At 69.8% G+C, this 23285-nt stretch carries 20 protein-coding genes; 3 read left to right on the top strand and 17 right to left on the bottom strand.

The window, feature by feature from the left end:
• The 8 genes from ACIBKX_RS28090 to ACIBKX_RS28055 form a co-directional block, all read right to left on the bottom strand.
• The coding region (locus ACIBKX_RS28090) for a chorismate synthase (protein WP_351336173.1) at positions 1-92 on the bottom strand (92 nt) is incomplete at its 3' end.
• A 129-nt stretch (positions 93-221) separates the two neighbouring features.
• Positions 222-419: a hypothetical protein gene (locus ACIBKX_RS28085; protein ID WP_363277163.1), complete on the bottom strand. Its 198-nt coding sequence runs from the start codon at positions 417-419 to the stop codon at positions 222-224.
• Positions 416-1261, bottom strand: coding sequence for a shikimate dehydrogenase (locus tag ACIBKX_RS28080; protein WP_363277164.1), 846 nt, complete (start codon positions 1259-1261; stop codon positions 416-418). The genes ACIBKX_RS28085 and ACIBKX_RS28080 overlap by 4 nt, the downstream gene beginning before the upstream one ends.
• Positions 1251-2924, bottom strand: a complete 1674-nt coding sequence (gene mltG / locus ACIBKX_RS28075) for an endolytic transglycosylase MltG (RefSeq protein WP_363277165.1) — start codon at positions 2922-2924, stop codon at positions 1251-1253. Before mltG ends, ACIBKX_RS28080 begins: the two co-directional genes overlap by 11 nt.
• Positions 2925-3048: 124 nt before the next feature.
• Complete coding sequence (gene ruvX, locus ACIBKX_RS28070; RefSeq protein ID WP_363277166.1) at positions 3049-3513, bottom strand: Holliday junction resolvase RuvX; 465 nt, start codon at positions 3511-3513, stop codon at positions 3049-3051.
• Positions 3514-3560: 47 nt separating this feature from the next.
• The gene (gene alaS, locus ACIBKX_RS28065) at positions 3561-6230 is read right to left on the bottom strand and encodes an alanine--tRNA ligase (RefSeq protein ID WP_363277167.1); all 2670 of its coding nucleotides are present in this window, start codon (positions 6228-6230) and stop codon (positions 3561-3563) included.
• Positions 6230-6595, bottom strand: coding sequence for a DUF6167 family protein (locus ACIBKX_RS28060; RefSeq protein WP_363277169.1), 366 nt, complete (start codon positions 6593-6595; stop codon positions 6230-6232). The genes alaS and ACIBKX_RS28060 overlap by 1 nt, the downstream gene beginning before the upstream one ends.
• Positions 6596-6602: 7 nt before the next feature.
• Positions 6603-7052: a DUF948 domain-containing protein gene (locus ACIBKX_RS28055; RefSeq protein WP_363277170.1), complete on the bottom strand. Its 450-nt coding sequence runs from the start codon at positions 7050-7052 to the stop codon at positions 6603-6605.
• 160 nt (positions 7053-7212) lie between these two features.
• On the opposite strand from ACIBKX_RS28055, the gene ACIBKX_RS28050 reads away from it, so the two are divergent.
• Positions 7213-9390, top strand: coding sequence for a regulator (locus ACIBKX_RS28050; RefSeq protein WP_363277171.1), 2178 nt, complete (start codon positions 7213-7215; stop codon positions 9388-9390).
• Here the strand turns inward: ACIBKX_RS28050 and rpsD are convergent.
• The 5 genes from rpsD to ACIBKX_RS28025 form a co-directional block, all read right to left on the bottom strand.
• Complete coding sequence (gene rpsD / locus ACIBKX_RS28045) at positions 9378-9992, bottom strand: 30S ribosomal protein S4 (RefSeq protein ID WP_363277173.1); 615 nt, start codon at positions 9990-9992, stop codon at positions 9378-9380. The two genes, ACIBKX_RS28050 and rpsD, sit on opposite strands and share 13 nt — an antisense overlap.
• 377 nt (positions 9993-10369) lie before the next feature.
• Positions 10370-11731 (bottom strand): replication-associated recombination protein A, encoded by a 1362-nt coding sequence (locus ACIBKX_RS28040; RefSeq protein ID WP_363277174.1) that lies wholly within the window; start codon positions 11729-11731, stop codon positions 10370-10372.
• Positions 11732-11779: 48 nt separating this feature from the next.
• Positions 11780-12421, bottom strand: coding sequence for a vitamin K epoxide reductase family protein (locus tag ACIBKX_RS28035; RefSeq protein WP_363277175.1), 642 nt, complete (start codon positions 12419-12421; stop codon positions 11780-11782).
• A 155-nt stretch (positions 12422-12576) separates the two neighbouring features.
• Positions 12577-13839: a histidine--tRNA ligase gene (gene hisS, locus ACIBKX_RS28030; RefSeq protein WP_363277177.1), complete on the bottom strand. Its 1263-nt coding sequence runs from the start codon at positions 13837-13839 to the stop codon at positions 12577-12579.
• Between the two features lie 13 nt (positions 13840-13852).
• Positions 13853-14560: an MBL fold metallo-hydrolase gene (locus ACIBKX_RS28025; protein ID WP_363277178.1), complete on the bottom strand. Its 708-nt coding sequence runs from the start codon at positions 14558-14560 to the stop codon at positions 13853-13855.
• Positions 14561-14714: 154 nt separating this feature from the next.
• Here ACIBKX_RS28025 and ACIBKX_RS28020 point away from each other — a divergent pair, with 154 nt between their 5' ends.
• On the top strand, positions 14715-15536 hold the full coding sequence (locus ACIBKX_RS28020; protein WP_363277179.1) for a peptidylprolyl isomerase: 822 nt from the start codon (positions 14715-14717) through the stop codon (positions 15534-15536).
• A 134-nt stretch (positions 15537-15670) separates the two neighbouring features.
• Entirely contained in the window at positions 15671-16903 is a 1233-nt protein-coding gene (locus ACIBKX_RS28015) for a DUF349 domain-containing protein (RefSeq protein ID WP_363277181.1), read from the top strand.
• Between the two features lie 83 nt (positions 16904-16986).
• On the opposite strand, the gene ACIBKX_RS28010 is transcribed toward ACIBKX_RS28015, so the two are convergent.
• The 4 genes from ACIBKX_RS28010 to secD form a co-directional block, all read right to left on the bottom strand.
• Positions 16987-19590: a bifunctional (p)ppGpp synthetase/guanosine-3',5'-bis(diphosphate) 3'-pyrophosphohydrolase gene (locus tag ACIBKX_RS28010; RefSeq protein WP_363277183.1), complete on the bottom strand. Its 2604-nt coding sequence runs from the start codon at positions 19588-19590 to the stop codon at positions 16987-16989.
• Positions 19591-19808: 218 nt separating this feature from the next.
• The gene (locus ACIBKX_RS28005; RefSeq protein ID WP_363277184.1) at positions 19809-20357 is read right to left on the bottom strand and encodes an adenine phosphoribosyltransferase; all 549 of its coding nucleotides are present in this window, start codon (positions 20355-20357) and stop codon (positions 19809-19811) included.
• On the bottom strand, positions 20354-21478 hold the full coding sequence (secF, locus tag ACIBKX_RS28000) for a protein translocase subunit SecF (RefSeq protein WP_363277185.1): 1125 nt from the start codon (positions 21476-21478) through the stop codon (positions 20354-20356). The genes ACIBKX_RS28005 and secF overlap by 4 nt, the downstream gene beginning before the upstream one ends.
• Position 21479: 1 nt before the next feature.
• Entirely contained in the window at positions 21480-23237 is a 1758-nt protein-coding gene (secD, locus tag ACIBKX_RS27995) for a protein translocase subunit SecD (protein ID WP_363277186.1), read from the bottom strand.
• Positions 23238-23285 lie beyond the last annotated feature (48 nt).

Here is a 23285-nt window from a genome sequence, read left to right as displayed (position 1 = left end):
GTGATCGGCACGCCGGCGGGAAGACCCTCCAGCGTCGCCACAAGTGCGGGTCCGTGGGACTCGCCCGCGGTCAGCCAACGCAACCTGCTCAACGGTGCTCCTCATGCTCGCGCCTGGAACTGCGTGGCGCGACCGGGTGCGCGGCCCTGGCCCGCCACACCCGATCCTCCCACGCCGGAGCGGTTGACCCGGCCCCCGGTCCATAACGCGGACGGCATATGTCAGGTCTGGGGCTCCGCGACCAGCTCCCGGCGCGCGGCACGGGACCTCGATCGCTTGACGACCCACACGGTGACGACGGCGGCCGGCACAAGGCCGTAGATCGTCAACTGCAGCCAGAACGGCAGGAACCGGAGCAGCAGGAGCCGGACCAGCAGCTCGAACACGAGGTCGGCCCGGCCACCCGAAGCCAGCGTCATCCCGCTCGTCCGCCGAGCGCCTGCTCCCCCGCCTTGCGCATGACGTCGAGCGGCGCGGGAGCGCACCCCGTCATCTGCTCGACCTGCAGCACCGCCTGGTGCACGAGCAGGTCGAGGCCGCTGACGACCGCCCCGCCGTACGCCGACCAGCGGGCCGCGAGCGCGGTGGGCCATGGGTCGTACAGCACGTCGAAGAGGGTCGCGGGACGCTCGGGCACGGCGCCCGACAGCGCGTCCGTGGTGCCCGCCGGGGTCGTGGCGATCACCAGCGGCGCGGTCAGCGCCTGCTCGGCGTCCGCCCAGTCCGCCGTACGCACCTCCACGTCGAGGCGCTCGCCCCACTGCCGCATCTCCGCGGCGCGGGCCTCACTGCGTACGTAGGCGACGACCTCGCCGGTGCAGATCCGCGCGAGCGCGGCGAGCGCGGACGAGGCGGTGGCGCCGGCACCGAGGATCGCGGCCGTCTCGACCTCCTCGATGCCGCGTTCGCGCAGGGCGGCGACGATGCCGGGGATGTCGGTGTTGTCGCCGACGCGGCGGCCGTCCTCCTTGAAGACGACGGTGTTGACGGCCTCCACGGAGGCGGCGGTCTCGCTGACCTCGTCGAGCAGCGGGATCACCGCGCGCTTGAGCGGCATGGTCAGCGAGAGCCCGGCCCACTCGGGACCGAGCCCCTCGACGAAGCCGGGCAGAGCGGCCTCGTCGACGTCGAACAGGTCGTACGCCCAGTCGACAAGCCCCAGCTCCCCATATGCGGCGCGGTGCAGCACCGGGGAGAGGGAGTGGGCGATCGGGGAGCCCAGAACTGCGGCGCGGCGGCTGCCGCCGTGTTCAGTCGCCATTCTTCTGCCGTTCATTGAATTCCGCGACCAGCTTCTCGTGCTCGGACAGCGTCTTGGTGAACTGGGTCTTCTTTCCGTCGACGGAGATGAAGAACATCCAGCCGCCGCCGTCCGGATCCACGGTGGCCTTCAGCGCATCATCGCCCGGGTTGCCGATCGGCCCCGGCGGAAGGCCCTTGTGGTAGTAGGTGTTGTACGGGTCAGGATCGCTCCGGATCTTCGAGATCGGGATATTGATCTCGCTCTGGCCCTTGAGGTAGTTGTACGTCGAGTCGAATTCAAGCTTCTGGTTGGTGACCGTGTTCGACACCTTGAGGCGGTTGTAGACGACCGCCGCCATCTTCTTGAAGTCGTCGTGCGTCATGCCCTCGGCCTGCACGAGGCTCGCCACCGTGAGGACCTGCAGCGGGTCCTTCAACTGCAGCGCGTCGGCCTTCGACTTGAGGCCCAACTCGTCGTACTTCTCGCTGGCTTGGGCGACCATCTTCTTGAGTACGTCCTCGGGCTTCTGGCCCTTGGCGACCGGATAGCTCGACGGATACAGGAAGCCTTCGAGCGGGTCCTTGATGTCCTTGCCCGTGTTCGCCCAGTCCGGAAGTCCGAGACTCTTCCATTCCTTCTTGGCGATGTCCGCAGTCGTACCCTTGTCAAGATCCAGCCGGGTATCGATCTGCTTGTAGACCCAAGCATTCCGCCTGCCCTCAGGAATAATGAGGTTGTTCCGGCTCTTGGGGCTCAGCATCAATTCGACGGCACTCTTCGCCGACATTTCCTTCTTCAGGACATAGACGCCGGCCTGAATCGACTCGCCCTTGGGATTCTGCGCCTGCGCGGACACGAACGCGTCCACGCTCTTGACGACCCCCGCGTCCTTCAGCTTCTGGCCGATCACATATCCGCCGGAACCCTTGGGAATGTCGACCGTGGCCGTGCCGGTTCCCTCGCCCGCGTAATCCGGCGACGTACCGAAACGGTCCTGGTAGAACTGGTAGCCGAAATAGCCGACGCCGCCCAGACCGCCGGCGAACACCAGCGTCACGACCAGGCAGGCGCAGCCGCTGCGGCGCTTCTTCGGCTTCTTGCCGCCCCGGCCACCGCGACGGTCCCCGCGACCGCCCTTGCGGCCCGGCTCGTCGTCGTACTCGTCGTCTTCATCGTCGGCGCCGTCCGCGAAGAACGCGTGCTCGCCCTGATCGGGGCCCGGATCCCAGTCCGGCTCCGGCTCGGGGGCGGGGCGGCGGCGGTGCGGCGGCTCCGGCGGCGGGTAGGCGTCGGGGGTGCCGTAGTAGTCGGCGCTCTCCCCGGTGTAGCCGCCCGGCTGGCCGCCATAAGGGTCGACCGGGTCGCCGCCGTAGGGGACCTGACCCTGCTGGCCGGTGTCCCAGCCGCCGTTGTACTGCTGCTGGGCGCCTGACGTGTCGTACTGCTGTTGGCCGCCGGACGTGTCGTACTGCTGTTGGCCGTAGGCCTGCTGCTGCCCCGTGCTCCAGTCGTCGTACTGGCCCTGCTGGGGGTGATGCGGCTGCTGCGGGTGGTACTGCCCCTGGCCGCCGTAGGTGGACGGGCCGCCCGCGGGCTGCTGTCCTCCCCATCCGCCGTCCCCGTACAACGGGTCCTCGGGATGCCACGGTTCGGAGCCTGGGCCCCGGCCATACTCAGTCATCGATCCCCTACATGCCGCGAGGCGGGGCCGCCGTCTGAGTCGTCGGGCAACCGTTCCGCCTCTTGATGCTGTGCGGCAGCTGTTCGAACGCCGCCGCATCGCGCGGAACGTTACCGTATCGCGATCAGATGACCACTTCGACGCCCTCGCCCGGAGCTTTACCTGACGCCCGTTCGGACTCCAGGGCCTGCTGCAAGATGATGACGGCGGCCGCCTGATCGATGACAGACCTGCCCTTTTTGGACTTCACGCCCGAGGCGCGCAGCCCCTGACTGGCCGTCACTGTGGTCATCCTCTCGTCCACCAGTCGCACCGGTACGGGTGCCACCATGCGGGCGAACTCCTGGGTGAAGGCGCGCACCTTGACGGCCGCCGGGCCCTCGCCCCCCTTGAGGGAGCGAGGGAGGCCGACGACGATCTCGATCGGCTCGTACTCGTCGACGAGCTGCTTCAACCGGCGCTGGGCGGCCGGGACGTCGCGTCCCGGCACCGTCTCCACCGGGGTGGCGAGGATCCCGTCGGGGTCGCACGAGGCGACCCCGATACGGGCGTCACCGACGTCGATGGCCAGACGCCGGCCCCTTCTCATGCCGCCAGAGGATCCAGAGGACCCGGAAGACCCAGCAGACTCGGACATCAGGCCGTCTCGGTGACGAGGCGCTCGACGGCGGCCATGGCGTCGCCGATGGCGGCCGGGTTCTGGCCGCCGCCCTGGGCGACGTCCGGCTTGCCGCCGCCACCGCCGCCGAGGGTCTTGGCCGCCGTACGGACCAGGTCGCCGGCCTTGAGGCCGCGCTCGCGGGCCGCCTCGTTGGTGGCGATGACCGTCAGCGGGCGGCCGTTGGCCGTGGTGAAGAGGGCAACGACAGCCGGACGGTCGCCGGGGATGCGGCCGCGTACGTCGAGGACCAGCTTGCGCAGGTCGTCGGCGCCCGTGCCGTCCGGGACCTGGCCGGTGACCAGGGCGACACCGCGGATGTCCTTGGCCGAGTCGACAAGACCGGCGGCGGCCGCGAGGACCTTCTCCGCGCGGAACTTCTCGATCTCCTTCTCGGCGTCCTTCAGCTTGCCGAGCATCGCGGAGACCTTCTCGGGCAGCTCCTCGGAACGGCCCTTGATCAGCTCCTGGAGCTGGGCGACGACCGTGTGCTCCTTGGCGAGGAAGTTGTACGCGTCGACGCCGACCAGGGCCTCGATGCGGCGCACGCCGGAGCCGATGGACGATTCGCCGAGCAGCTTCACCAGACCCAGCTGGGCGGTGTTGTGGACGTGCGTACCGCCGCACAGCTCCTTGGAGAAGTCGCCGATGGTGACGACGCGCACGCGCTCGCCGTACTTCTCGCCGAACTCGGCGATGGCGCCCTGCTTCTTGGCGTCGTCGATCGACATGACCTCGGCCTGCACGGCGAGTTCACGCGAGAGCACTTCGTTGATCTTCTGCTCGACATCCCGCATGACCACCGTGGGTACGGCGGACGGGGAGCCGAAGTCGAAGCGGAAACGGCCGGGCTGGTTCTCCGAACCGGCCTGGGCGGCCGTGGGGCCGAGCGCGTCGCGCAGCGCCTGGTGCGTGAGGTGCGTGGCGGAGTGGGCGCGGGCGATGGCGTTGCGGCGGTGCACGTCGATGGAGGCCCACACCTGGTCGCCGACGGTGACCTCGCCGACCTGGACGACGCCCTTGTGGACGTGCACGCCGGGCACCGGCTTCTGGACGTCGCGGATCTCGACGACCGCGCCGCTGTCGAGGCGGATGCGGCCGGAGTCGGCGATCTGGCCGCCGCCCTCGGCGTAGAACGGGGTGCGGTCGAGGACGACCTCGACCTCGTCGCCCTCGCGGGCGGCCGGGGACGAGACGCCGTCGACCAGGAGGCCCACGATCACGGCCTCGTTCTCGGTGAGGGTGTAGCCGGTGAAGTCCGTGGCCCCGGAGGCGTCGGCGATCTCGCGGTAGGCGCCGAGGTCGGCGTGGCCGGTCTTCTTGGCCATGGCGTCGGCCTTGGCCCGGTCCCGCTGCTCCTTCATCAGGCGCCGGAAGCCGGCCTCGTCGACGGAGAGGCCCTGCTCGGCGGCCATCTCCAGGGTGAGGTCGATCGGGAAGCCCCACGTGTCGTGCAGCAGGAACGCCTTGTCGCCGGAGAGGACCTTGCCGCCGGCGGCCTTGGTCTCGGTGACGGCGGTGTCGAGGATGTTCGTGCCGCCCTTGAGGGCCTTCAGGAAGGCGGCCTCTTCGGCGAGGGCGACGGTCTCGATGCGCTTGCGGTCGGTGATGAGCTCCGGGTACTGCTGGCCCATCGTGTCGATCACGACGTCGATCAGGTCCTTGACGACCGTCCCGGTGGCGCCCATCAGTCGCATGTTGCGGATGGCGCGGCGCATGATGCGGCGCAGCACATAGCCGCGGCCCTCGTTGCCGGGCGTCACACCGTCTCCGATGAGCATCACCGACGTACGCATGTGGTCGGCGACGACGCGCAGGGAGACGTCCGAGCCCTGGTCGGCGCCGTAGCGGACGCCGGTCAGCTCGGTGGCCTTGTCCATGACGACGCGGAGGGTGTCGGTCTCGTACATGTTCCGCACGTCCTGCAGGATCATGGCGAGACGTTCGAGGCCGAGGCCGGTGTCGATGTTCTTGCTGGGCAGCTCGCCGAGGATCTCGAAGTCCTCCTTCGAGGTGCCCTCGCCGCGCTCGTACTGCATGAAGACCAGGTTCCAGATCTCCACGTAGCGCTCGTCGTTGACGGCCGGGCCGCCCTCGACGCCGAACTCGGGGCCGCGGTCGTAGTTGATCTCGGAGCAGGGGCCACAGGGTCCGGGGACGCCCATGGACCAGTAGTTGTCCTTCTTGCCCAGGCGCTGGATGCGCTCGGCGGGGACGCCGACCTTCTCGCGCCAGATCGTCTCGGCCTCGTCGTCGTCCAGGTAGACCGTCACCCAGAGGCGCTCGGGGTCGAGGCCGTAGCCGCCGTCCGCCACGGAGCTGGTGAGCAGCTCCCAGGCGTACTTGATGGCGCCTTCCTTGAAGTAGTCGCCGAAGGAGAAGTTGCCGCACATCTGGAAGAACGTGCCGTGCCGGGTGGTCTTGCCGACCTCTTCGATGTCCGGCGTGCGCACGCACTTCTGCACGCTCGTGGCGCGCGAGAACTGCGGCTTGACCTCACCCAGGAAGTAGGGCTTGAAGGGCACCATGCCGGCCGGGACGAGGAGCAGAGTCGGGTCGTCCGCGATGAGCGACGCCGAAGGGACGACGGTGTGCCCGCGCTCCTCGAAGAAGCTCAGCCAGCGGCGACGAATTTCAGCCGACTCCATCAGTGGTCCTCATTCCGGTTGTACGAGAACTTCGTGTTCTCGGTGTTCGCGATGTCCTTGCCGGACTTCGTGTACTTCTTGTCGCTGTAATTCTCGATGACCGCGAAGCGCCGCTGCGCGGGCAGTTCGGCGTCGGGGTGGTGGTTCAGGCCCAGCACCTCGCCGAGTTCGGACTCGCGCTCGACCATGCCGTCCCGGACGTCGAGGGCGAAGTCCTTGAGGCGGTGCCCGGCCTCGATGGCCTTGTTCGCCGCCTGCGCGGCAAGGCTCTCGGGGGTCAGCTGCCTGAGCTTGCGGTTGACCTTGGTGGTGGCCCACACACCGGCAGCGGCGCCCGCGGTGAACCAGAACGTACGGCGGAACATCGCTGCGTCAGTCCTTCTTCCGCTTGCCCCGCCGCCGCGCGGAGGGGATCGTGCGCCCCACGATCACGGTACGTCGGGCGGGTGCCGGGGGCACATTGTCTGCTTCCGGGCCGGCCTTGCGGCCCAGGGCCCGGCGCACTCCGTAGCCGAACGCCGCGACCTTGACGAGCGGGCCGCCGAAGGTGGAGGCCACCGTGGTGGAGAGCGCGGAGGCGTTCGACGTGACTTCCTGGACGTCGGAGGCGATGGCGTCGACCCGGTCGATCTGGGTCTGCGCGGAGCGCACCGCGGTGGAGGCGTCCGCGAGGAGCGGGACGGCCTGCTCGGTCACTTCCGCGACGAGCTTGGTGGTCGCCCTGAGCGTCTGCGCCAGCCTCACCAGCACCACGGCCAGGAAGGAGACCAGGATCGCCCAGAAGACGGCCACGAGAATCCCGGCCACCTCTCCACCGGACACTGTGCACCGCTCCCTGAACATCGGCCCTGAACATCGAAAAGTCGTCCCCCGACCCTATCGCGCCGGGGCGACGGCTCCGCACCGCATTACCGCGTACGGCCAAGGGAGTTGCCCGCACTGATTGTACCGACCGCGTACGGATGAGTACGCTCCGTATCTCATGCGACGCGATCAGCGCCCGGGCGACGGCCGAACCGATTCCCCAGCCCCTCCGGTCGGCACCGGCAACCTCCCCCTCGAGCTCAATGCCTTCGTCGGGCGGTCGGCCGAACTCACGGATCTCGCCTCGGCGTTGACGGCCGGACGGCTGGTCACGGTGACCGGCGTCGGCGGTGTCGGCAAGTCCCGGCTCGCCTTGCGGGCCGCCGCCGGCCAAGCCCCGCGTGACGGCGCCTGGCTGGTGGAGCTCGCCGCGGTGCGCGACCCGGATCTCGTGGAGCACGCGGTCGCGGACGCGCTGCGGCTCACGGACCACACGCACCGGGCGCCGCGCCAGGTGCTCGTCGACCATCTCGCCGGGCGGGAGGTCCTGCTGGTCCTGGACGGGTACGAGCATCTGGTGGACGCCTGCGCCTCGCTGGTGCGGGAGCTCCTGGTGCGCTCCCCCGGCCTGCGGGTCCTCGCGGTGGGACGCCGGCCGCTGGAGACGAGCGGCGAGCGGATCTTCCCGCTGGCGCCGCTGCCCGCCGAGGACGCCGCCGCGCTCTTCGCGGACCGGGCGGCGGCGGGTCTGCCCGGCTTCGCTCTTGACGAGGAGAACGACGCCGAGGTGGCCGAGGTGTGCCGCCGCCTCGACGGCATCCCGCTGGCCGTCGAGCTGGCCGCGGGGCGGCTGCGGTCGCTCTCCCCCGCTCAGCTGCTCGACCGGCTCGACGACCGCTTCGGCCTGCTGACGGGCGGCCGGCGGGACGCGCCGCCGCGGCACCAGACGCTGCGTACGGCGATCGGCTGGAGCCATGAGCTGTGCACCGCGCAGGAGCGGCTGCTGTGGGCGCGGCTCTCGGTGTTCTGCGGCCCCTTCGACCTGGAGGCGGCCGAGTACATCTGCAGCGGGGACGGGCTGCGCTCCGAGGACATCCTCGACGTACTCGGTGAACTGCTCGCGCAGTCGGTGGTCACCCGCGAGGAGGGTCCGACGGGCCTGCGCCACCGCATGCTCGACACGGTGCGCGCGTACGGCGCGGACTGGCTGGAGGCGACGGGGGACGCCGCCCGGATGCGGCGCCGGCACCGCGACTGGTACATGGGGCTCGCCACCTGGTGCGAGCTGGACTGGTTCTCGCCCCGGCAGGCGCGGGTCGCCGCGCTCGTGGACGCCGAACTGCCCAATCTGCGGGGCGCGTTGGAGTACTGCCTGACCGAGCCGGACGAGACGCATCTGGGCCAGTACCTGGCGGGCAGCCTGTGGTTCTACTGGGTCGGCTGCGGACGCCTGGCCGAGGGCAGGCACTGGCTGGACCGGGCGCTGGAGCTGGACGGCGGCCATGACGACTCGCGGCTGAAGGCGCTGTGGGTGCTCGGCTATGTCGCGGTGCTGCAGGGCGACAAGGTCGCCGCGCTCGCCGCGCTGCAGGAGTGCAGGGACGAGGCGGAACGGACCGGCAGCGCCGTCGCGGCCGCGTACGCCGTCCATCGCATCGGCTGTCTGGCGCTGATCGACGACGACATGCCGCGGGCCGAGGCCCTGCTGCGCTCGGCCCTCGACCAGTACCGCGAGATCGGCGAGCTGAACAGCAACGTACTGATGGGCCAGGTCGAGCTGGCGATGGCGCTGGCCTTCCGGGGTGATCTCGGCGGCGCGGTCGAGCTGTGCGAGGACGTGCGCCGGGTCTGCGAGGACCACGGGGAGCGCTGGACTCTCGCGTACGCCCTGTACGTGCTCGGTTTCGCGGCCTGGACGCGCGGCGAGGCGGCGACCGCCCGTGACCTGGTGGAGCGGTGTCTGGCCCTGGACCACGCCTTCAACGATCTGCTCGGCACGGTGCTCGCGATCGAGCTGCTCGCGCTGTTCACGGTGGCGGAGGGCGATCCCGCCGAGGCGGCGGTGCTGCAGGGGGCCGCGTCGCGCATCTGGCCGTCGGTGGGCCTCGCGCTGTTCGGCTCCGACTACTTCGGCGGACCGCACGCGCTGTGCGAGTCGCAGGCCAGGGAGCTGCTGGGCGACGCGCGTTTCGAGGAGTGCCGGGAGGCCGGCACCCGGCTCAGCCCCGACGCGGCGGTGGCCCGGGCGCTCGGCACCGGCCCCGAGCACGCGAAAACCCGCCGCCTGCCCGCCCACGAGGGGCGGCCGGGCGACGGGCTGAAGCAGGGAGAGCTACGTCCGGGTCAGCGGGCGTAGTACTCGACGACGAGCTGCTCGTCGCAGATCACGGGGATCTCCTTGCGGTTCGGGTCACGGTCCAGGCGGAAGGCCAGGGCCTTCAGGTTGACCTGGAGGTAACGCGGGGTCTCACCGTCGGGGGCGAAGCCACCCTCACGCGCGACCTGGAACAGCGGCTTCTCGCGGCTGCGCTCGCGGACCATCACGACGTCGTCGGGACGGACGCGGAACGACGGCTTGTCGACCTTGCCGCCGTTGACCTCGATGTGGCCGTGGCTGACCATCTGGCGGGCCTGGTAGATCGTGCGGGCGATGCCCGAACGCAGAACCAGGGCGTCGAGACGACGCTCCAGCTCGATGACCAGGGCCTCACCGGTCTTGCCTTCGGCCTTCTTGGCGCGGTCGTAGGCACGGGCCATCTGCTTCTCGCTGATGTCGTACTGCGCGCGCAGACGCTGCTTCTCGAGCAGACGGACCTTGTAGTCCGAGTTCTGCTTGCGCCCACGGCCGTGCTCGCCCGGCGGGTAGGGACGGGCCTCGAAGTACTTGACGGCCTTCGGGGTCAGCGCGATGCCGAGGGCACGCGACTTCTTGACCTTGGGGCGGGACTGGTTCGGCATGAACCAACCTCTCTGTTCTCTGTGAATACGGCTTCACCAGGGTTAAGGGAGGTCGCAATCCGCAGCCTGGGAAACCCATCGGATCCGGTGGTTCTGGACCCGGCGGGCAGCCGCTCCCTGGTCTGGGCACATACGTGCAGCACGCGAGTGGCCCACCGACCGGTTCTCGACGTACGAGATGGTGGTGGGCTGCCCGCGACACCTTCGACGGTGCGCGACGCTCCTGGATCCCCGCTGCCTCGCGGCGTGGGGTTCCGGCTGGATGTCCCGTTCTGGTGGTGCCGGTACGAAACCGGACACGGGACGCAGCACTGCGGGCAAGTGTACCGGGTGGGCGGGGGTGCCTCAGCCGCAGGGCCGCTGGGGGCCGCCGGCCGCTAGCCCTCGGGCTGCTCGCCCTTGAGGCGGGCGCGGACCCGCTCGACCACGTCGGCGTACCTCGCCTCCGCGCCGTACCTCGTGGGTTGGTAGTAGCGCTTGCCCTCGATGGTGTCCGGCGCGTACTGCTGGGCCGCGATGCCGCCCGGCACGTCGTGCGGGTACACATAGCCCTGGGCGTGGCCGAGCTTGGCCGCTCCCTTGTAGTGGCCGTCGCGCAGGTGGGGCGGGACGGGTCCGGCGAGGCCGCCGCGGACGTCGGCCTGGGCCTGCTGGATCGCGATCGTCGCCGCGTTCGACTTCGGGGCGAGCGCGAGGGCGATCGTCGCGTGGCTGAGGGTGAGCGCGGCCTCCGGGAAGCCGATCATGGCGACGGCCTGGGCGGCGGCGACGGCCGTGGGCAGGGCCGTCGGGTCGGCGAGGCCGATGTCCTCGCTCGCGGAGATCATCAGGCGGCGGGCGATGAAGCGGGGGTCCTCACCCGCCTCGATCATGCGGGCCAGATAGTGCAGCGCCGCGTCCACGTCCGAGCCGCGGATGGACTTGATCAGGGCGCTCGCCACGTCGTAGTGCTGGTCGCCGTCCCGGTCGTACTTCACGGCCGCCCGGTCGACGGACTCCTCCAGGGTCTGGAGGGTGATCTCCTTCTCGCCCTTGGCGAGGGCCGAACCGGCGCCCGCCTCCAGGGCTGTGAGCGCGCGCCGGGCGTCGCCGCCCGCGATGCGCAGGAGGTGCTCCTCCGCCTCGTCGGGCAGCGTGACCGCGCCGCCCAGGCCCCGCTCCTCTTCGAGGGCGCGCCGCAGGAGTCCGCGCAGGTCGTCGTCCGTGAGCGGTTCGAGGGTCAGGAGCAGGGAGCGGGACAGGAGCGGGGAGATGATCGAGAAGTACGGGTTCTCGGTGGTCGCCGCGATCAGCGTCACCCAGCGGTTCTCGACGGCCGGAAGGAGCGAGTCCTGCTGGGCCTTGCTGAAGCGGTGGATCTCGTCGAGGAAGAGGACGGTCTCCTTGCCGTGGCCGCCCATCGCGCGGCGCGCGCCGTCGATGACCGCGCGGACCTCCTTGACGCCGGCGGTGATCGCGGAGAGCTCCACGAAGCGCTTGTTCGTCGCCTTCGAGACCACGTACGCGAGAGTCGTCTTGCCGATGCCGGGCGGGCCCCAGAGGAAGACGGACGAGGGTCCTGCCGGTCCGCCGCCGCCCTCGCCCACCAGCCTGCGCAGGGGCGAGCCCGGCTTCAGGAGGTGCTGCTGGCCGACGACTTCCTCGAGGGTGCGCGGGCGCATCCGGACGGCCAGGGGACTTGCGGACGGGTCCTTCTCCTGGCGGTCCTCGGCGGCTGCGGTGAACAGGTCGGGCTCCACGTCCAGAACCCTATGTCACCCCACTGACAATCCTTCCGGGCCCCGGAATCAGGCCCAGAGGTCCGCGCCCCATCGCGTGAGGATCAGCATGGCGATGACGCCGGTGTGCATGACCGGCAGGGCCCAGGTGAAGTCCTCCAGGAAGCTCTTCACGGGGCGCGGCGCGGGCAGGAAACCGCTGCGGACGTTGAACGACGTGACGTACCAGAACATCAGGAGCGTGGCGACCCAGGCCAGGCAGCACCACAGGCAGAGCGCGTTGATGTGGTACAGCGACTGGATCATCAGCCACGTGCAGAATCCGACGCCGAAGAGCATGCCCGTGTTGAGGGTCAGCCAGTACCAGCGCGGGAAGCGGGCGCGGGCGAGCAGGCTCATGCCGACGCAGATCACGACGGCGTAGGTGACGAGGCCCAGCATCGGGTTGGGGAACCCGAAGGCCTCGGCCTGCTCGCTCTTCATGATGCTGCCGCAGGCGACGATGGGGTTGATGCTGCAGCCCGGCGTGAAGTTCGGGTCCTTCAGGAGCTCGAACTTGTCGATGGTGATCACCCAGGAGGCGAGCAGGCCGGCCGCACCCGTGATCACCAGGAGCAGGGCTAGCGCACGGCTCCCGCCGACGGCACCCGGAGCGTCCTTCGGCTCCGTCCCGTCCACGGCATCGTCCTTCGCTGACATCGTTTTGCTCATCACGCCGTTCCGTCGCTCGTGAGTGGCCTGCGGGCACGCACATTGTGCCGCACTCGACCGGCTGTCCACCGTTCGATGGACATAAGGAAGATGGGCATAAGGAGGTACGCGGGCGGGCCCCCAGGCGTTCGAAGAGGCCCGCCGCGCGCTTCGCCTCAGCCCAGTCGTGCCTTCAGCTCTCCCACCAGCTCGTCCACCGCGACGGCGGTCTGCTCGCCGGACTCCATGTCCTTCAGCTGGACGACGCCCTCGGCGAGGTCGCGCTCGCCGGCCACGACCGTGAACCGCGCGCCACTGCGGTTCGCGTTCTTCATGGCTCCCTTCAGGCCCTTCCCGCCGTACGAGAAGTCCGCCGCGACGCCCGCCCGACGCAGCTCCGTCACCTTGGAGAAGAGCACCCGGCGCGCCTCGTCGCCCAGCGGCACCGCGAACACGCTGGTCGCCGAGGGCAGTTCGAGCTCGACGCCCTCCGCCTCCAGGGCGAGCACCGTGCGGTCCACGCCGAGCGCCCAGCCGACGGACGGCAGCGAGGGACCGCCGATCATCTCGGACAGGCCGTCGTAGCGGCCGCCGCCGCCCACCGCGGACTGCGAGCCGAGGCCGTCGTGGACGAACTCGAAGGTCGTGCGCGTGTAGTAGTCCAGGCCGCGGACCAGCTTCGGGTCGTCCTCGTAGGCGACGCCCTCCGCGGTCAGCAGCTCCCGCACCTGCTCGTGGTACGCCTTGCACGCGTCGCACAGGTAGTCGCGCAGCATCGGGGCGCCGACCAGCTGCTTCTGGACGTCGTCGCGCTTGTCGTCCAGGACGCGCAGCGGGTTGATGTCGATACGTCGACGTGTCTCCTCGTCCAGGTCGAGCCGGCGCAGGAAGTCCTGCAGCGCGGCGCGGTAGACGGGGCGGCACTCCTTGTCGCCGAGCGAGTTCAGCAGGATGCGGAACTGCTGCAGGCCGAGCGCGCGGTACGCCTGGTCGGCCAGGATGATCAGCTCGGCGTCGAGCGCCGGGTCCTCGGCGCCGATCGCCTCGGCGCCGACCTGCGAGAAGTGCCTGTAGCGGCCCTTCTGGGGGCGCTCGTAGCGGTAGTACGAGCCCGAGTACCAGAGCTTGACCGGGAGGTTGCCCGCCTTGTGCAGGTTGGCCTCCAGGGCCGCGCGCAGCACGGACGCGGTGCCTTCGGGGCGCAGCGCCAGCTGGTCGCCGCCCTTCGTCTCGAAGGCGTACATCTCCTTGGAGACGATGTCGGTGGACTCGCCGACACCGCGCGAGAACAACTCGACGTTCTCGAAGCCGGGCGTCTCCACATAGCCGTACCCGGAGTTCCGCAGCGGCGCGGCGATCGCCTCGCGGACCGCGAGGTACTTCGCGGAGTCCGGCGGAAGCAGGTCGTAGGTGCCCTTGGGGGCCTTGAAGGTGCTCACGGGAGTTCTCTCGTCACATTCCTCGTCGGGGAGCCTCGTCGGCTCCCAGGCCGGCGGCCACCTGGCGCAGATACGGGTTGGTGGCGCGCTCACGGCCAATGGTCGTGTGCTCGTTGTGGCCGGGCAGGACCACGGTCGAGTCGTCGAGCGGCAGGCACACACGCGCCAGCGACTCGAGTATGTCGGCGTGCGATCCGCCGGGCAGGTCGGTGCGTCCGATGGAGCCGGCGAAGAGCAGGTCGCCCGAGAAGAACACCGAGGGGACCTCGGCGGACTCGGGGAGCCGGAAGGTCACCGACCCCTTCGTATGGCCCGGCGCGTGCGCGACGGAGAAGTCGAGACCGGCCAGCTTCAGCTCGGCGCCGTCGGTCAGCTCCTGCACGTCGGAGGGCTCCCCCACGGTCAGCTCGCCCATCAGCTGCGCCCCGAAGGACCGGCCGAGGGCCTTCTCCGGGTCGCTCATCATGTAGCGGTCCTCGGGGTGGATCCACGCGGGCACGTCGTGCGCCCCGCAGACCGGGACGACCGAGGCGACATGGTCGATGTGGCCATGGGTGAGGATGACCGCGACGGGCTTGAGCCGATGCTTCGCGAGTGCGTCCTCGACTCCCTGGGCGGCCTGGTGGCCCGGGTCGATGATCACGCACTCCTCGCCTGCGGCGGGGGCGACCAAGTAGCAGTTGGTGCCCCAGGCCCCGGCGGGGAACCCGGCAATGAGCACGATCGTCCTTCGTTCGTCGTCCGGCGGGGATGACCGCGCAGATCGCGGCGGGTCAGAGCCTACCGGCGCTGCCGATTCCACAGGTAACCCATATACGGTACGGGGCACACGGAGCGGTCACCCGCGCTCACCCACGCAGAGGAGAGAGAACCCGGTGGTCAGCAGCGATCAGCGGCGGCGTCAGCTCGCCCGGGAGAAGTTCTTGCGGCAGCAGCAGCGGCGGGAGACCGCGCGGCGCAGGGCGCGAATGCGCAACGCGGTGATCGCATCGGCGCTCGCGGTGGTGGTGGCCGGCGGCGCGGTGTCGTACGCGGCGGGCGCCTTCGAAGACGACGGAAAGCCGTCGGACGAGGCGGGCGCGAAGCCCACCGCCCCGGTGGACCCGTGCGAGAAGCCCGCGGGCGGCAAGGTGAAGCCGCTCAGCTTCAAGAAGGAACCGAAGCTGACGATCGACAAGTCGGCGGACTACACGATGAAGCTCGGCACGACGTGCGGCGACATCGACCTGAACCTCTCGGCGGCCAAGGCCCCGCACACGGTCAACTCCTTCGACTTCCTGGTGAACAAGGGCTACCTGGACCACACTTCGTGCCACCGGCTCACCACGGGCGGCATCTACGTCCTGCAGTGCGGCGACCCGAAGGGCACCGGCGAGGGGGGTCCCGGCTACTCGATCCCGGACGAGAACCTGAAGGACAAGAGCCTGAAGGGGAACGTGTATCCGGCGGGCACGGTGGCGATGGCCAATCAGTACAACGCCGAGAAGAAGACCGGCCGGAACTCCGGGGGCAGCCAGTTCTTCCTGGTCTACCAGGACAGTCAGCTCCCGCCCGACTACACACCGTTCGGGACCATTTCCGATTCCGGGATGAAGGTGCTCAAGAAGATCGCCAATGCCGGCGAGAGCAGCGGGCAGGGTGACGGCGCCCCGAACGCGACGGTCGTCATCGACAAGGCGTCCGTGTCGAAATCCTGACCGCCCGCGGGCAAACTTCGGTCGCGCGGGATGCGGACAGCCGCCCCGCCGGTCGCCTATGTTGGCGGTGACGAAACTGTGGACGATGCCGGGGGCCCCGAGGCCCTGCGCAGGCATCATGTGGAGGAGGCGCTGTGAGCAGCGACCCGTGGGGCCGCGTCGACGAGACGGGGACCGTGTACGTGCGCAAGGCCGACGGCAGCGAGCGTGAAGTCGGTTCGTGGAAGGCTGGATCTCCCGACGAGGCCCTTGCCTACTTCGAGCGCAAGTATGACGGTCTGGTCGTCGAGATCGGACTTCTCGAGCGCCGGGTGAAGACGACCGACCTGTCGGCCAAGGACGCCATGACCGCCGTCGACCATCTGCGCCAGCAGGTGGACGAGGCGCACGCGGTCGGCGATCTGGACGCCCTGAGCAAGCGGCTCGACAAGCTCGTCGAGACCGTCGAGGCGCGCCGCGAGGAGCGCAAGGTCCAGAAGGCCAAGCAGTCGGACGAGGCGCGGCACGCCAAGGAGGCGCTGGTCGCCGAGGCCGAGGAACTCGCCCAGAGCGAGCAGTGGCGGGCCGCGGGCGAGCGGCTGCGCGCCCTGGTGGACACGTGGAAGGGCCTGCCGCGGCTCGACCGCAAGTCGGACGACGAGCTGTGGCACCGCTTCTCGCATGCCCGCTCGGCGTTCTCCAAGCGCCGCAAGGCCCACTTCGCCTCGCTGGACGCCCAGCGCGAGGAGGCCCGCAAGACCAAGGAGCGACTGGTCGGCGAGGCCGAGGCGCTCTCCGGGTCGACCGACTGGGGTCCGACGGCCGCGCGCTACCGCGACCTGATGACCGAGTGGAAGGCCGCGGGCCGCGCCCAGCGCGAGCACGAGGACGATCTGTGGAACCGCTTCCGCGGCGCCCAGGACGTGTTCTTCGCGGCGCGCAGCGCGGTCTTCGCGGAGCGGGACGCCGAGCAGACGGAGAACCTGAAGCTGAAGGAGGAGCTGGCCGAGGAGGCCGAGAAGCTCGTCCCGGTGAAGGACCTCAAGTCGGCGCGTGCCGCCTTCCGTTCGATCAACGAGCGGTGGGAGGCCATCGGCCACGTCCCGCGCGACGCGCGGCCGAAGGTCGAGGGCCGGATGCACGCCGTGGAGCGGGCCCTCCAGGACACCGAGGAAGCCGAGTGGCGGCGGACGAACCCGGAGGCACGCGCGCGTGCCGAGGGTCTCACCGGCCAGCTGCAGGCGGCGGTGGACAAGCTGGCCGAGCAGATCGAGAAGGCGCGCGCGGCGGGCAACAACGCCAAGGCGGACAAGCTCCAGAAGGAGCTGGACGGCCGCCAGGCGCTGCTGGACCAGGCGCTGAAGGGCCTGCACGAGTTCGGCGGCTGAGGCCGGCCGAGCGGTTTTCCGCTTGCTGCGTAGAGGGGCTCCCGTACGTGATGTACGGGAGCCCCTCTGCGTAGCGGACCGGTTTACGGCCTGCGCGCCGACGTCACGCGGTACACGTCGTACACGCCCTCGACTCCCCTGACCGCCTTGAGGACGTGCCCCAGGTGCTTCGGGTCGCCCATCTCGAAGGTGAAGCGGGACGTGGCGACCCGGTCGCGGGAGGTCTGCACGGCCGCCGACAGGATGTTCACGTGCTGGTCCGAGAGGATGCGCGTGACGTCCGAGAGCAGCCGGGACCGGTCGAGCGCCTCGACCTGGATGGCGACCAGGAAGACCGACGACTGGGTGGGCGCCCACTCGACTTCCAGGATCCGCTCGGGCTCGCGCGAGAGTGACTCCACATTCACGCAGTCGCTGCGGTGAACCGATACGCCGCTGCCGCGCGTGACGAAGCCGATGATGGGGTCGCCGGGGACGGGCGTACAGCAGCGGGCCAGCTTGACCCAGACGTCCTCGACGCCCTTGACCACGACGCCCGGATCGGCGTTCGCGCGGCGCTTGCTGCGCCCGCGCGCGGGCGGCGCGCTCTCGGCGATGTCCTCGTTGGCGGCTTCCTCGCCGCCGAGCGCCTGGACGAGCTTCTGTACGACGGACTGCGCGGTGACATGTCCCTCGCCGATCGCCGCGTACAGCGAGGAGATGTCGGGATAGCGCATCTCGTGGGCGAGGGTGACCAGGGAGTCGCCGGTCAGGATCCGCTGGATCGGCAGGTTCTGCTTGCGCATGGCGCGCGCGATGGCGTCCTTGCCCTGCTCGATGGCCTCGTCGCGGCGCTCCTTGGAGAACCACGCGCGGATCTTGTTGCGCGCCCGCGGCGACTTGACGAAGCCGAGCCAGTCGCGGGACGGGCCCGCGCCGGCCGCCTTGGAGGTGAAGACCTCCACCAAGTCGCCGTTGTCCAGGGTCGATTCGAGCGGCACGAGCCGTCCGTTGACCCGCGCCCCTATGGTGCGGTGGCCGACCTCGGTGTGCACGGCGTACGAGAAGTCGACGGGGGTGGCGCCCGCCGGGAGCGCTATGACGTCGCCCTTCGGCGTGAAGACGAAGACCTCGTTGCGCGAGAGGTCGAAGCGCAGCGACTCCAGGAACTCGCTGGGGTCCTCGGTCTCCTTCTGCCAGTCCAGGAGCTGGCGCAGCCACGCCATGTCGTTGAGGTGGTCGTCCTTGCCGCCGGCCTTCTTCGGTACGTCGGTGCGCACCTTGGAGGCTCCGGCGACGGCCTCCTGCTTGTACTTCCAGTGCGCGGCGATGCCGTACTCGGCGCGGCGGTGCATGTCGAACGTACGGATCTGGAGCTCGACGGGCTTGCCGTTGGGGCCGATGACCGTCGTGTGCAGCGACTGGTACATGTTGAACTTGGGCATCGCGATGTAGTCCTTGAACCGGCCGGGGACCGGGTTCCATCGCGCGTGCACGGTGCCGAGGGCGGCGTAGCAGTCGCGGACCGTGTCGACAAGGACGCGGATACCCACCAGGTCGTAGATCTCGGCGAAGTCACGGCCTCGCACGATCATCTTCTGGTAGACGCTGTAGTAGTGCTTCGGGCGCCCGGTGACGGTGGCCTTGATGCGGGCGGCGCGCAGGTCGGCCTGGACCTCGTCGGTCACTATGGCGAGGTACTCGTCGCGCTTGGGGGCCCGCTCGGCGACGAGCCGCACGATCTCGTCGTACATCTTGGGGTAGAGGATCGCGAAGGCGAGGTCCTCCAGCTCCCACTTGATGGTGTTCATGCCCAGGCGGTGGGCGAGCGGCGCGTAGATCTCCAGGGTCTCGCGCGCCTTCTTCTCCTGCTTCTCGCGCTTGAGGTACCGCATCGTGCGCATGTTGTGCAGGCGGTCGGCGAGCTTGATGACCAGGACGCGGGGGTCCTTGGCCATCGCGACGACCATCTTGCGTACGGTCTCGGCCTGCGCGGCCTCGCCGAACTTGACCTTGTCGAGCTTGGTGACGCCGTCGACGAGCAGCGCGACCTGGTCGCCGAAGTCGCGCTTGAGGGTGTCGAGGCCGTACTCGGTGTCCTCGACGGTGTCGTGCAGCAGCCCCGCCATCAGGGTGGCCGGATCCATGCCCAGCTCGGCGAGGATCGTCGTCACGGCGAGCGGGTGCGTGATGTACGGGTCGCCGCTCTTGCGCTTCTGGCCGCGGTGCCAGCGCTCGGCGACCTGGTAGGCCTTCTCGATCTGGCGGAGCGTGGCTGTCTCGATCTTGGGGTCGTTGCTGCGCACTATCCGCAGCAGCGGCTCCAGGACCGGGTTGTACGGGTTCGAGCGCTGGACGCCGAGCCTGGCCAGGCGGGCGCGGACGCGGTTGGAGGAGCCGGAGCGCTCGTTCTTGGCCGCTGCCGGGCGGATCGTCGGGGGTGTGCCGCCCGCGGGGGGCGCGGGGCGTGGCGGCTCGGCGGGCTCGGCGGGCTTGTCGCGGCGCGCGCCGCCGCCGCCGGGCGGGCTTGGTGCGGGCCGGGGGCCGGTGGCCGCGCTGTCCGGCTGCTTCGCGGGCGCATCGCCGCGCGCGCTCCGCGCGTCCTTGGCGGGCGTCGCGTTCTTCGCGGGCGCGGCATTGGTCGCCGCCGCGCGCTCGGCCTGCTCTGCGGCCTTCGCGGCGGTGAGTGCCTTGGACTCGTCTGGCAAGAGCGCTCCCTGTGCGCGATCCGGGTCCCCCGGTCAGGCCCCGAAGAGCCCATGGTATCGATCCTGGACCTTCGGCTCGCCCTCAGCCCGTGAGACGGGTCGGGCCGGGAGAAACACCTGAGGTTCTCCACACGGCGAACCCGAGGCCTCTACGAGGGAAACACCCGAGGCGGGCGCCGGATTCCTCCGGGCCCGCCTCGGGGTGTGCGCGGTGGTGCTCAGACCGTCAGGAGAGCCTCCAGAGGCGCGCCCTCCAGGGCGGTCTCCAGCTTGGCGCGGCCGCCGAGGAAGCCGAGCTCCATGAGCACGGCCACGCCCGCGACCTGCGCGCCGGCCCGGCGGATGAGCCGCAGCGAGGCCTCGGCGGTGCCGCCGGTCGCCAGGACGTCGTCGATGACCATGACGCGGTCGTCGGCGGACAGGTCCTCGGCGTGCACCTCGATCTCGGCGCTGCCGTACTCCAGGTCGTAGGCCTGGCTGAGCGTCGCTCCGGGGAGCTTGCCCGCCTTGCGTACGGGGATGAAGCCGAGCCCGGCGCGGAGTGCGACGGGGGCGCCCAGGATGAAGCCGCGCGCCTCCAGGCCGACGATCTTCGTGGCACCGGTGCGCGCCGCGAGCTCAGCGAAGGCGTCGGTCAGCGCGGCGAACGCCACCGGGTCGGCCAGGAGCGGGGTGATGTCCTTGAACATCACGCCCGGCTCCGGGTAGTCCGCGACGTCCCGGATGCGGCTGAGCAGCAGCTCCGTGGTGGCCGTGGTCTCGGTCATCGGCGCTTCCCCGAGGGTCGGCCGCGGCCCCGGTTGCGGGACGCGGGCTGGGTGCGCGGGCCGACGACGCCCGCGGGGGCGGCGTCCTCCGGCACCTCGTCCTGCGGCTCGGCGTCGTCCGGCGCCGCGCTCTCGGCGGACTCGCCCTTGGCCGCCGCGGCGGCACGCTTGGCGAGGACGCGCTTCTTGAGCGCCTTCATCGCCGGCTCGGTCTCCTTGAGGTCGGCGACGAGCGGCGTGGCGATGAAGATCGACGAGTACGCACCGGCCGCGAGGCCGACGAACAGCGACAGCGAGATGTCGTTGAGCATGCCCGCGCCGAGGAAACCGCCACCGATGAAGAGCAGGCCAGCCACCGGGAGCAGCGCGACGACCGTGGTGTTGATCGAACGCACCAGGGTGCTGTTGATGCTGCGGTTGGCGACCTCGCTGTAGGTCCACCTGGTCTGCTTGGTGAGGTCCTTCGACTGCTCCTTCAAGCTGTCGAAGACCACGACCGTGTCGTACAGCGAGTAACCGAGGATCGTCAGCAGACCGATGATCGTGCCCTGGGTGACCTCGAAGCCGACCAGGGCGTAGACACCGACGGTGATCGTGATGTCGTGGATCAGGGCGATCAGCGCGGCCAGCGCCATCCGCCACTCGAAGGCGATCGCCAGATAGATCACCACGAGGACCATGAAGATGATCAGGCCCGTCCAGGCCTTCTGGCTGATCTGCTCACCCCAGCTGGGGCCCACGAGGTCGGCGTTGATGTCGTTGGCGGGGATGTCCATGTCCTTCGCCAGATCGGACTTGATCTGGTCGGACTTGGCCGTGTCCACACCGGCGACCTGGATGCGCAGACCGCCGGAGCCCAGCTCCTGGACGACCGCGTCGTGGCCGGACGCGTCCTCCGCGTACTTCTCCGCCTGGGAGACCGAGACGCTGGTCTTCGGCGTCGTGAAGACGGCGCCGCCCTCGAACTCGATGCCCATGTTCAGGCCGCGCACCGCGAGGCCGACGATCGCCGTGATGGTGATCAGGATCGAGATGCCGTACCAGATCTTGCGCTTGCCGACGAAGTCGTAGCCGACCTCGCCGCGGTAGAGCCTGGCGCCGAGATTGCCGAGCTTCGACATCTCACGCCTCCTTCGGGTCGACGGTGGCGGCGGGGCGGCGGGTACGGCGCAGCGGCGGCTTGGCGCCGAGGCGCTTCGGGTCGAGCCCGGACCACTTGTGGCCGTTCGCGAAGAACTTCTTGCGCGCCATGATCGTCATCAGCGGCTTGGTGAAGAAGAACACCACGACGACGTCGAGCAGCGTGGTCAGGCCGAGCGTGAACGCGAAGCCCTGGACCTTGCCGACCGTCACGATGAAGAGCACCGCGGCCGCGAGGAACGACACGAAGTCGGAGACCAGGATGGTGCGCCGGGCACGCGGCCAGGCACGCTCGACGGCGGGCCGCAGCGTGCGGCCCTCCCTGACCTCGTCCCTGACGCGTTCGAAGAACACGATGAACGAGTCGGCGGTGATACCGATCGCGACGATCGCACCACAGACGGCCGGCAGGTTCAGGGTGAAGCTGATGGCCGGGCCGAGCAGCGTCATCAGGGTGTACGTCAGGGCCGCCGAAGCCAGGAGGCTCGCGATGGCGATCAGCGAGAGGCCCCGGTAGTAGACGACCAGGTAGATGATGACGAGCGCGAGACCGATGGCGCCGGCGATCAGACCGGCGTGCAGCTGCTCGCCGCCGAGGGCCGGGCTGACGGTCGTGACGCTCTGCTCGTGGAAGGTCAGCGGCAGCGCGCCGTACGACAGGATGTTCGCGAGGTCCTGCGCCGACTCCTGGGTGAAGCTGCCGGAGATCTCGGCGTTCGAGCTCAGCGCCTGGTTGACGCTGGGGGCCGAGGCCACCTCGCCGTCCAGGACGATGGCGAACTGGTTCATCGGAGGCTGCTGCTGCGAGAGCTTGCCGGTGGTCTTCGAGAACTTCTTCGAGCCGCCGCCCGTGAACTCCATGTTGACGACCCAGGCACCGCTCTGCTGGTTGATCGCCGCCTTGGCGTCGTCGACGTCCTTGCCGTTCAGCTCGGCGGGGCCAAGGACGTACTTCTCCCACTGGCCGGCGTTGTTCTTGCCGCAGGCGATGGTCTGCTCGGAGGGCTTGACGCCGTCGCCGACCTTGCCGCGCTGCGCCTTGTCCGTGCAGTCGAGCTCGGTGAACTTCTTCTGCAGGGCGGCGGTGGCCGGGTCCGGGGTCGGAGACGCCTTGTCCTTGTCGCCGTCGTCCTTCTTGCCGTCCTTGTCCGAGGCGCCGGGCGACGGGGTCGCGTCGGCCTTCAGACCGTCGGTGACGGCACGGCCCTGGGAGCTGGGCGTCGCCGTGGGAGTCGAGGAGGGCGTCGCCTTGTCCTCGCCCTTGTCGGTCGCCTTGTCCTTGTCCTTCTCCTTGGAGGAGGAGCTGGCGGACGGATCGGGGGTGGGCTCGCCGGCGGCCACCGTCAGGACCGGACGGAAGTAGAGCTGAGCGGTCGTGCCGACCTGCTCGCGCGCCTGCTTCTCGTTCGTGCCCTTGGGGATGTTGACGATGATGTTGTCGTCGCCCTGGGTCTGCACCTCGGCCTCGGACACACCCAGACCATTGACGCGGTTGTTGATGATGCTGACCGCGGTGTTCATGTTGGTCGGGTTGATCGCGCTCTTCTTCTGGCCCGGCTCATCCTTCGCCTGGAGCGTGATGCTCGTGCCGCCGGCGAGGTCGATGCCGAGGCGAGGCGTCGTGTTCCCGGAGAGGAACATCCCTCCCGTGAGCGCCACGAGGGCGATCAGGATGAAGACCAAAGAGCGGCCCGGCTTGCCCGGGGCGCTCTGCCTTCGGCCCTTCTTAGGTGCTGCCACCTTCTCGTTCTCCCTGTCCAACCGCCCGGTCTCCGGTGCGCTGCCCCG

The organism is Streptomyces sp. NPDC050658 (assembly GCF_044457025.1).
Lineage (GTDB): Bacteria > Actinomycetota > Actinomycetes > Streptomycetales > Streptomycetaceae > Streptomyces.
The sequence above is the reverse complement of the archived record's forward strand: the minus strand, read 5'-3'. Positions and strand labels throughout refer to the sequence as shown.

Coding starts and splice junctions, on each gene's coding strand:
- rpsD (WP_363277173.1), bottom strand. CDS start 9,992: ATGCCGAACCAGTCCCGCCCCAAGGTCAAGAAGTCGCGTGCCCTCGGC.
- ACIBKX_RS28050 (WP_363277171.1), top strand. CDS start 7,213: ATGCGACGCGATCAGCGCCCGGGCGACGGCCGAACCGATTCCCCAGCC.
- ACIBKX_RS28005 (WP_363277184.1), bottom strand. CDS start 20,357: ATGACCGAGACCACGGCCACCACGGAGCTGCTGCTCAGCCGCATCCGG.
- mltG (WP_363277165.1), bottom strand. CDS start 2,924: ATGACTGAGTATGGCCGGGGCCCAGGCTCCGAACCGTGGCATCCCGAG.
- ACIBKX_RS28035 (WP_363277175.1), bottom strand. CDS start 12,421: ATGAGCAAAACGATGTCAGCGAAGGACGATGCCGTGGACGGGACGGAG.
- ruvX (WP_363277166.1), bottom strand. CDS start 3,513: ATGAGAAGGGGCCGGCGTCTGGCCATCGACGTCGGTGACGCCCGTATC.
- ACIBKX_RS28060 (WP_363277169.1), bottom strand. CDS start 6,595: ATGTTCCGCCGTACGTTCTGGTTCACCGCGGGCGCCGCTGCCGGTGTG.
- ACIBKX_RS28080 (WP_363277164.1), bottom strand. CDS start 1,261: ATGGCGACTGAACACGGCGGCAGCCGCCGCGCCGCAGTTCTGGGCTCC.
- secF (WP_363277185.1), bottom strand. CDS start 21,478: ATGTCGAAGCTCGGCAATCTCGGCGCCAGGCTCTACCGCGGCGAGGTC.
- ACIBKX_RS28085 (WP_363277163.1), bottom strand. CDS start 419: ATGACGCTGGCTTCGGGTGGCCGGGCCGACCTCGTGTTCGAGCTGCTG.
- alaS (WP_363277167.1), bottom strand. CDS start 6,230: ATGGAGTCGGCTGAAATTCGTCGCCGCTGGCTGAGCTTCTTCGAGGAG.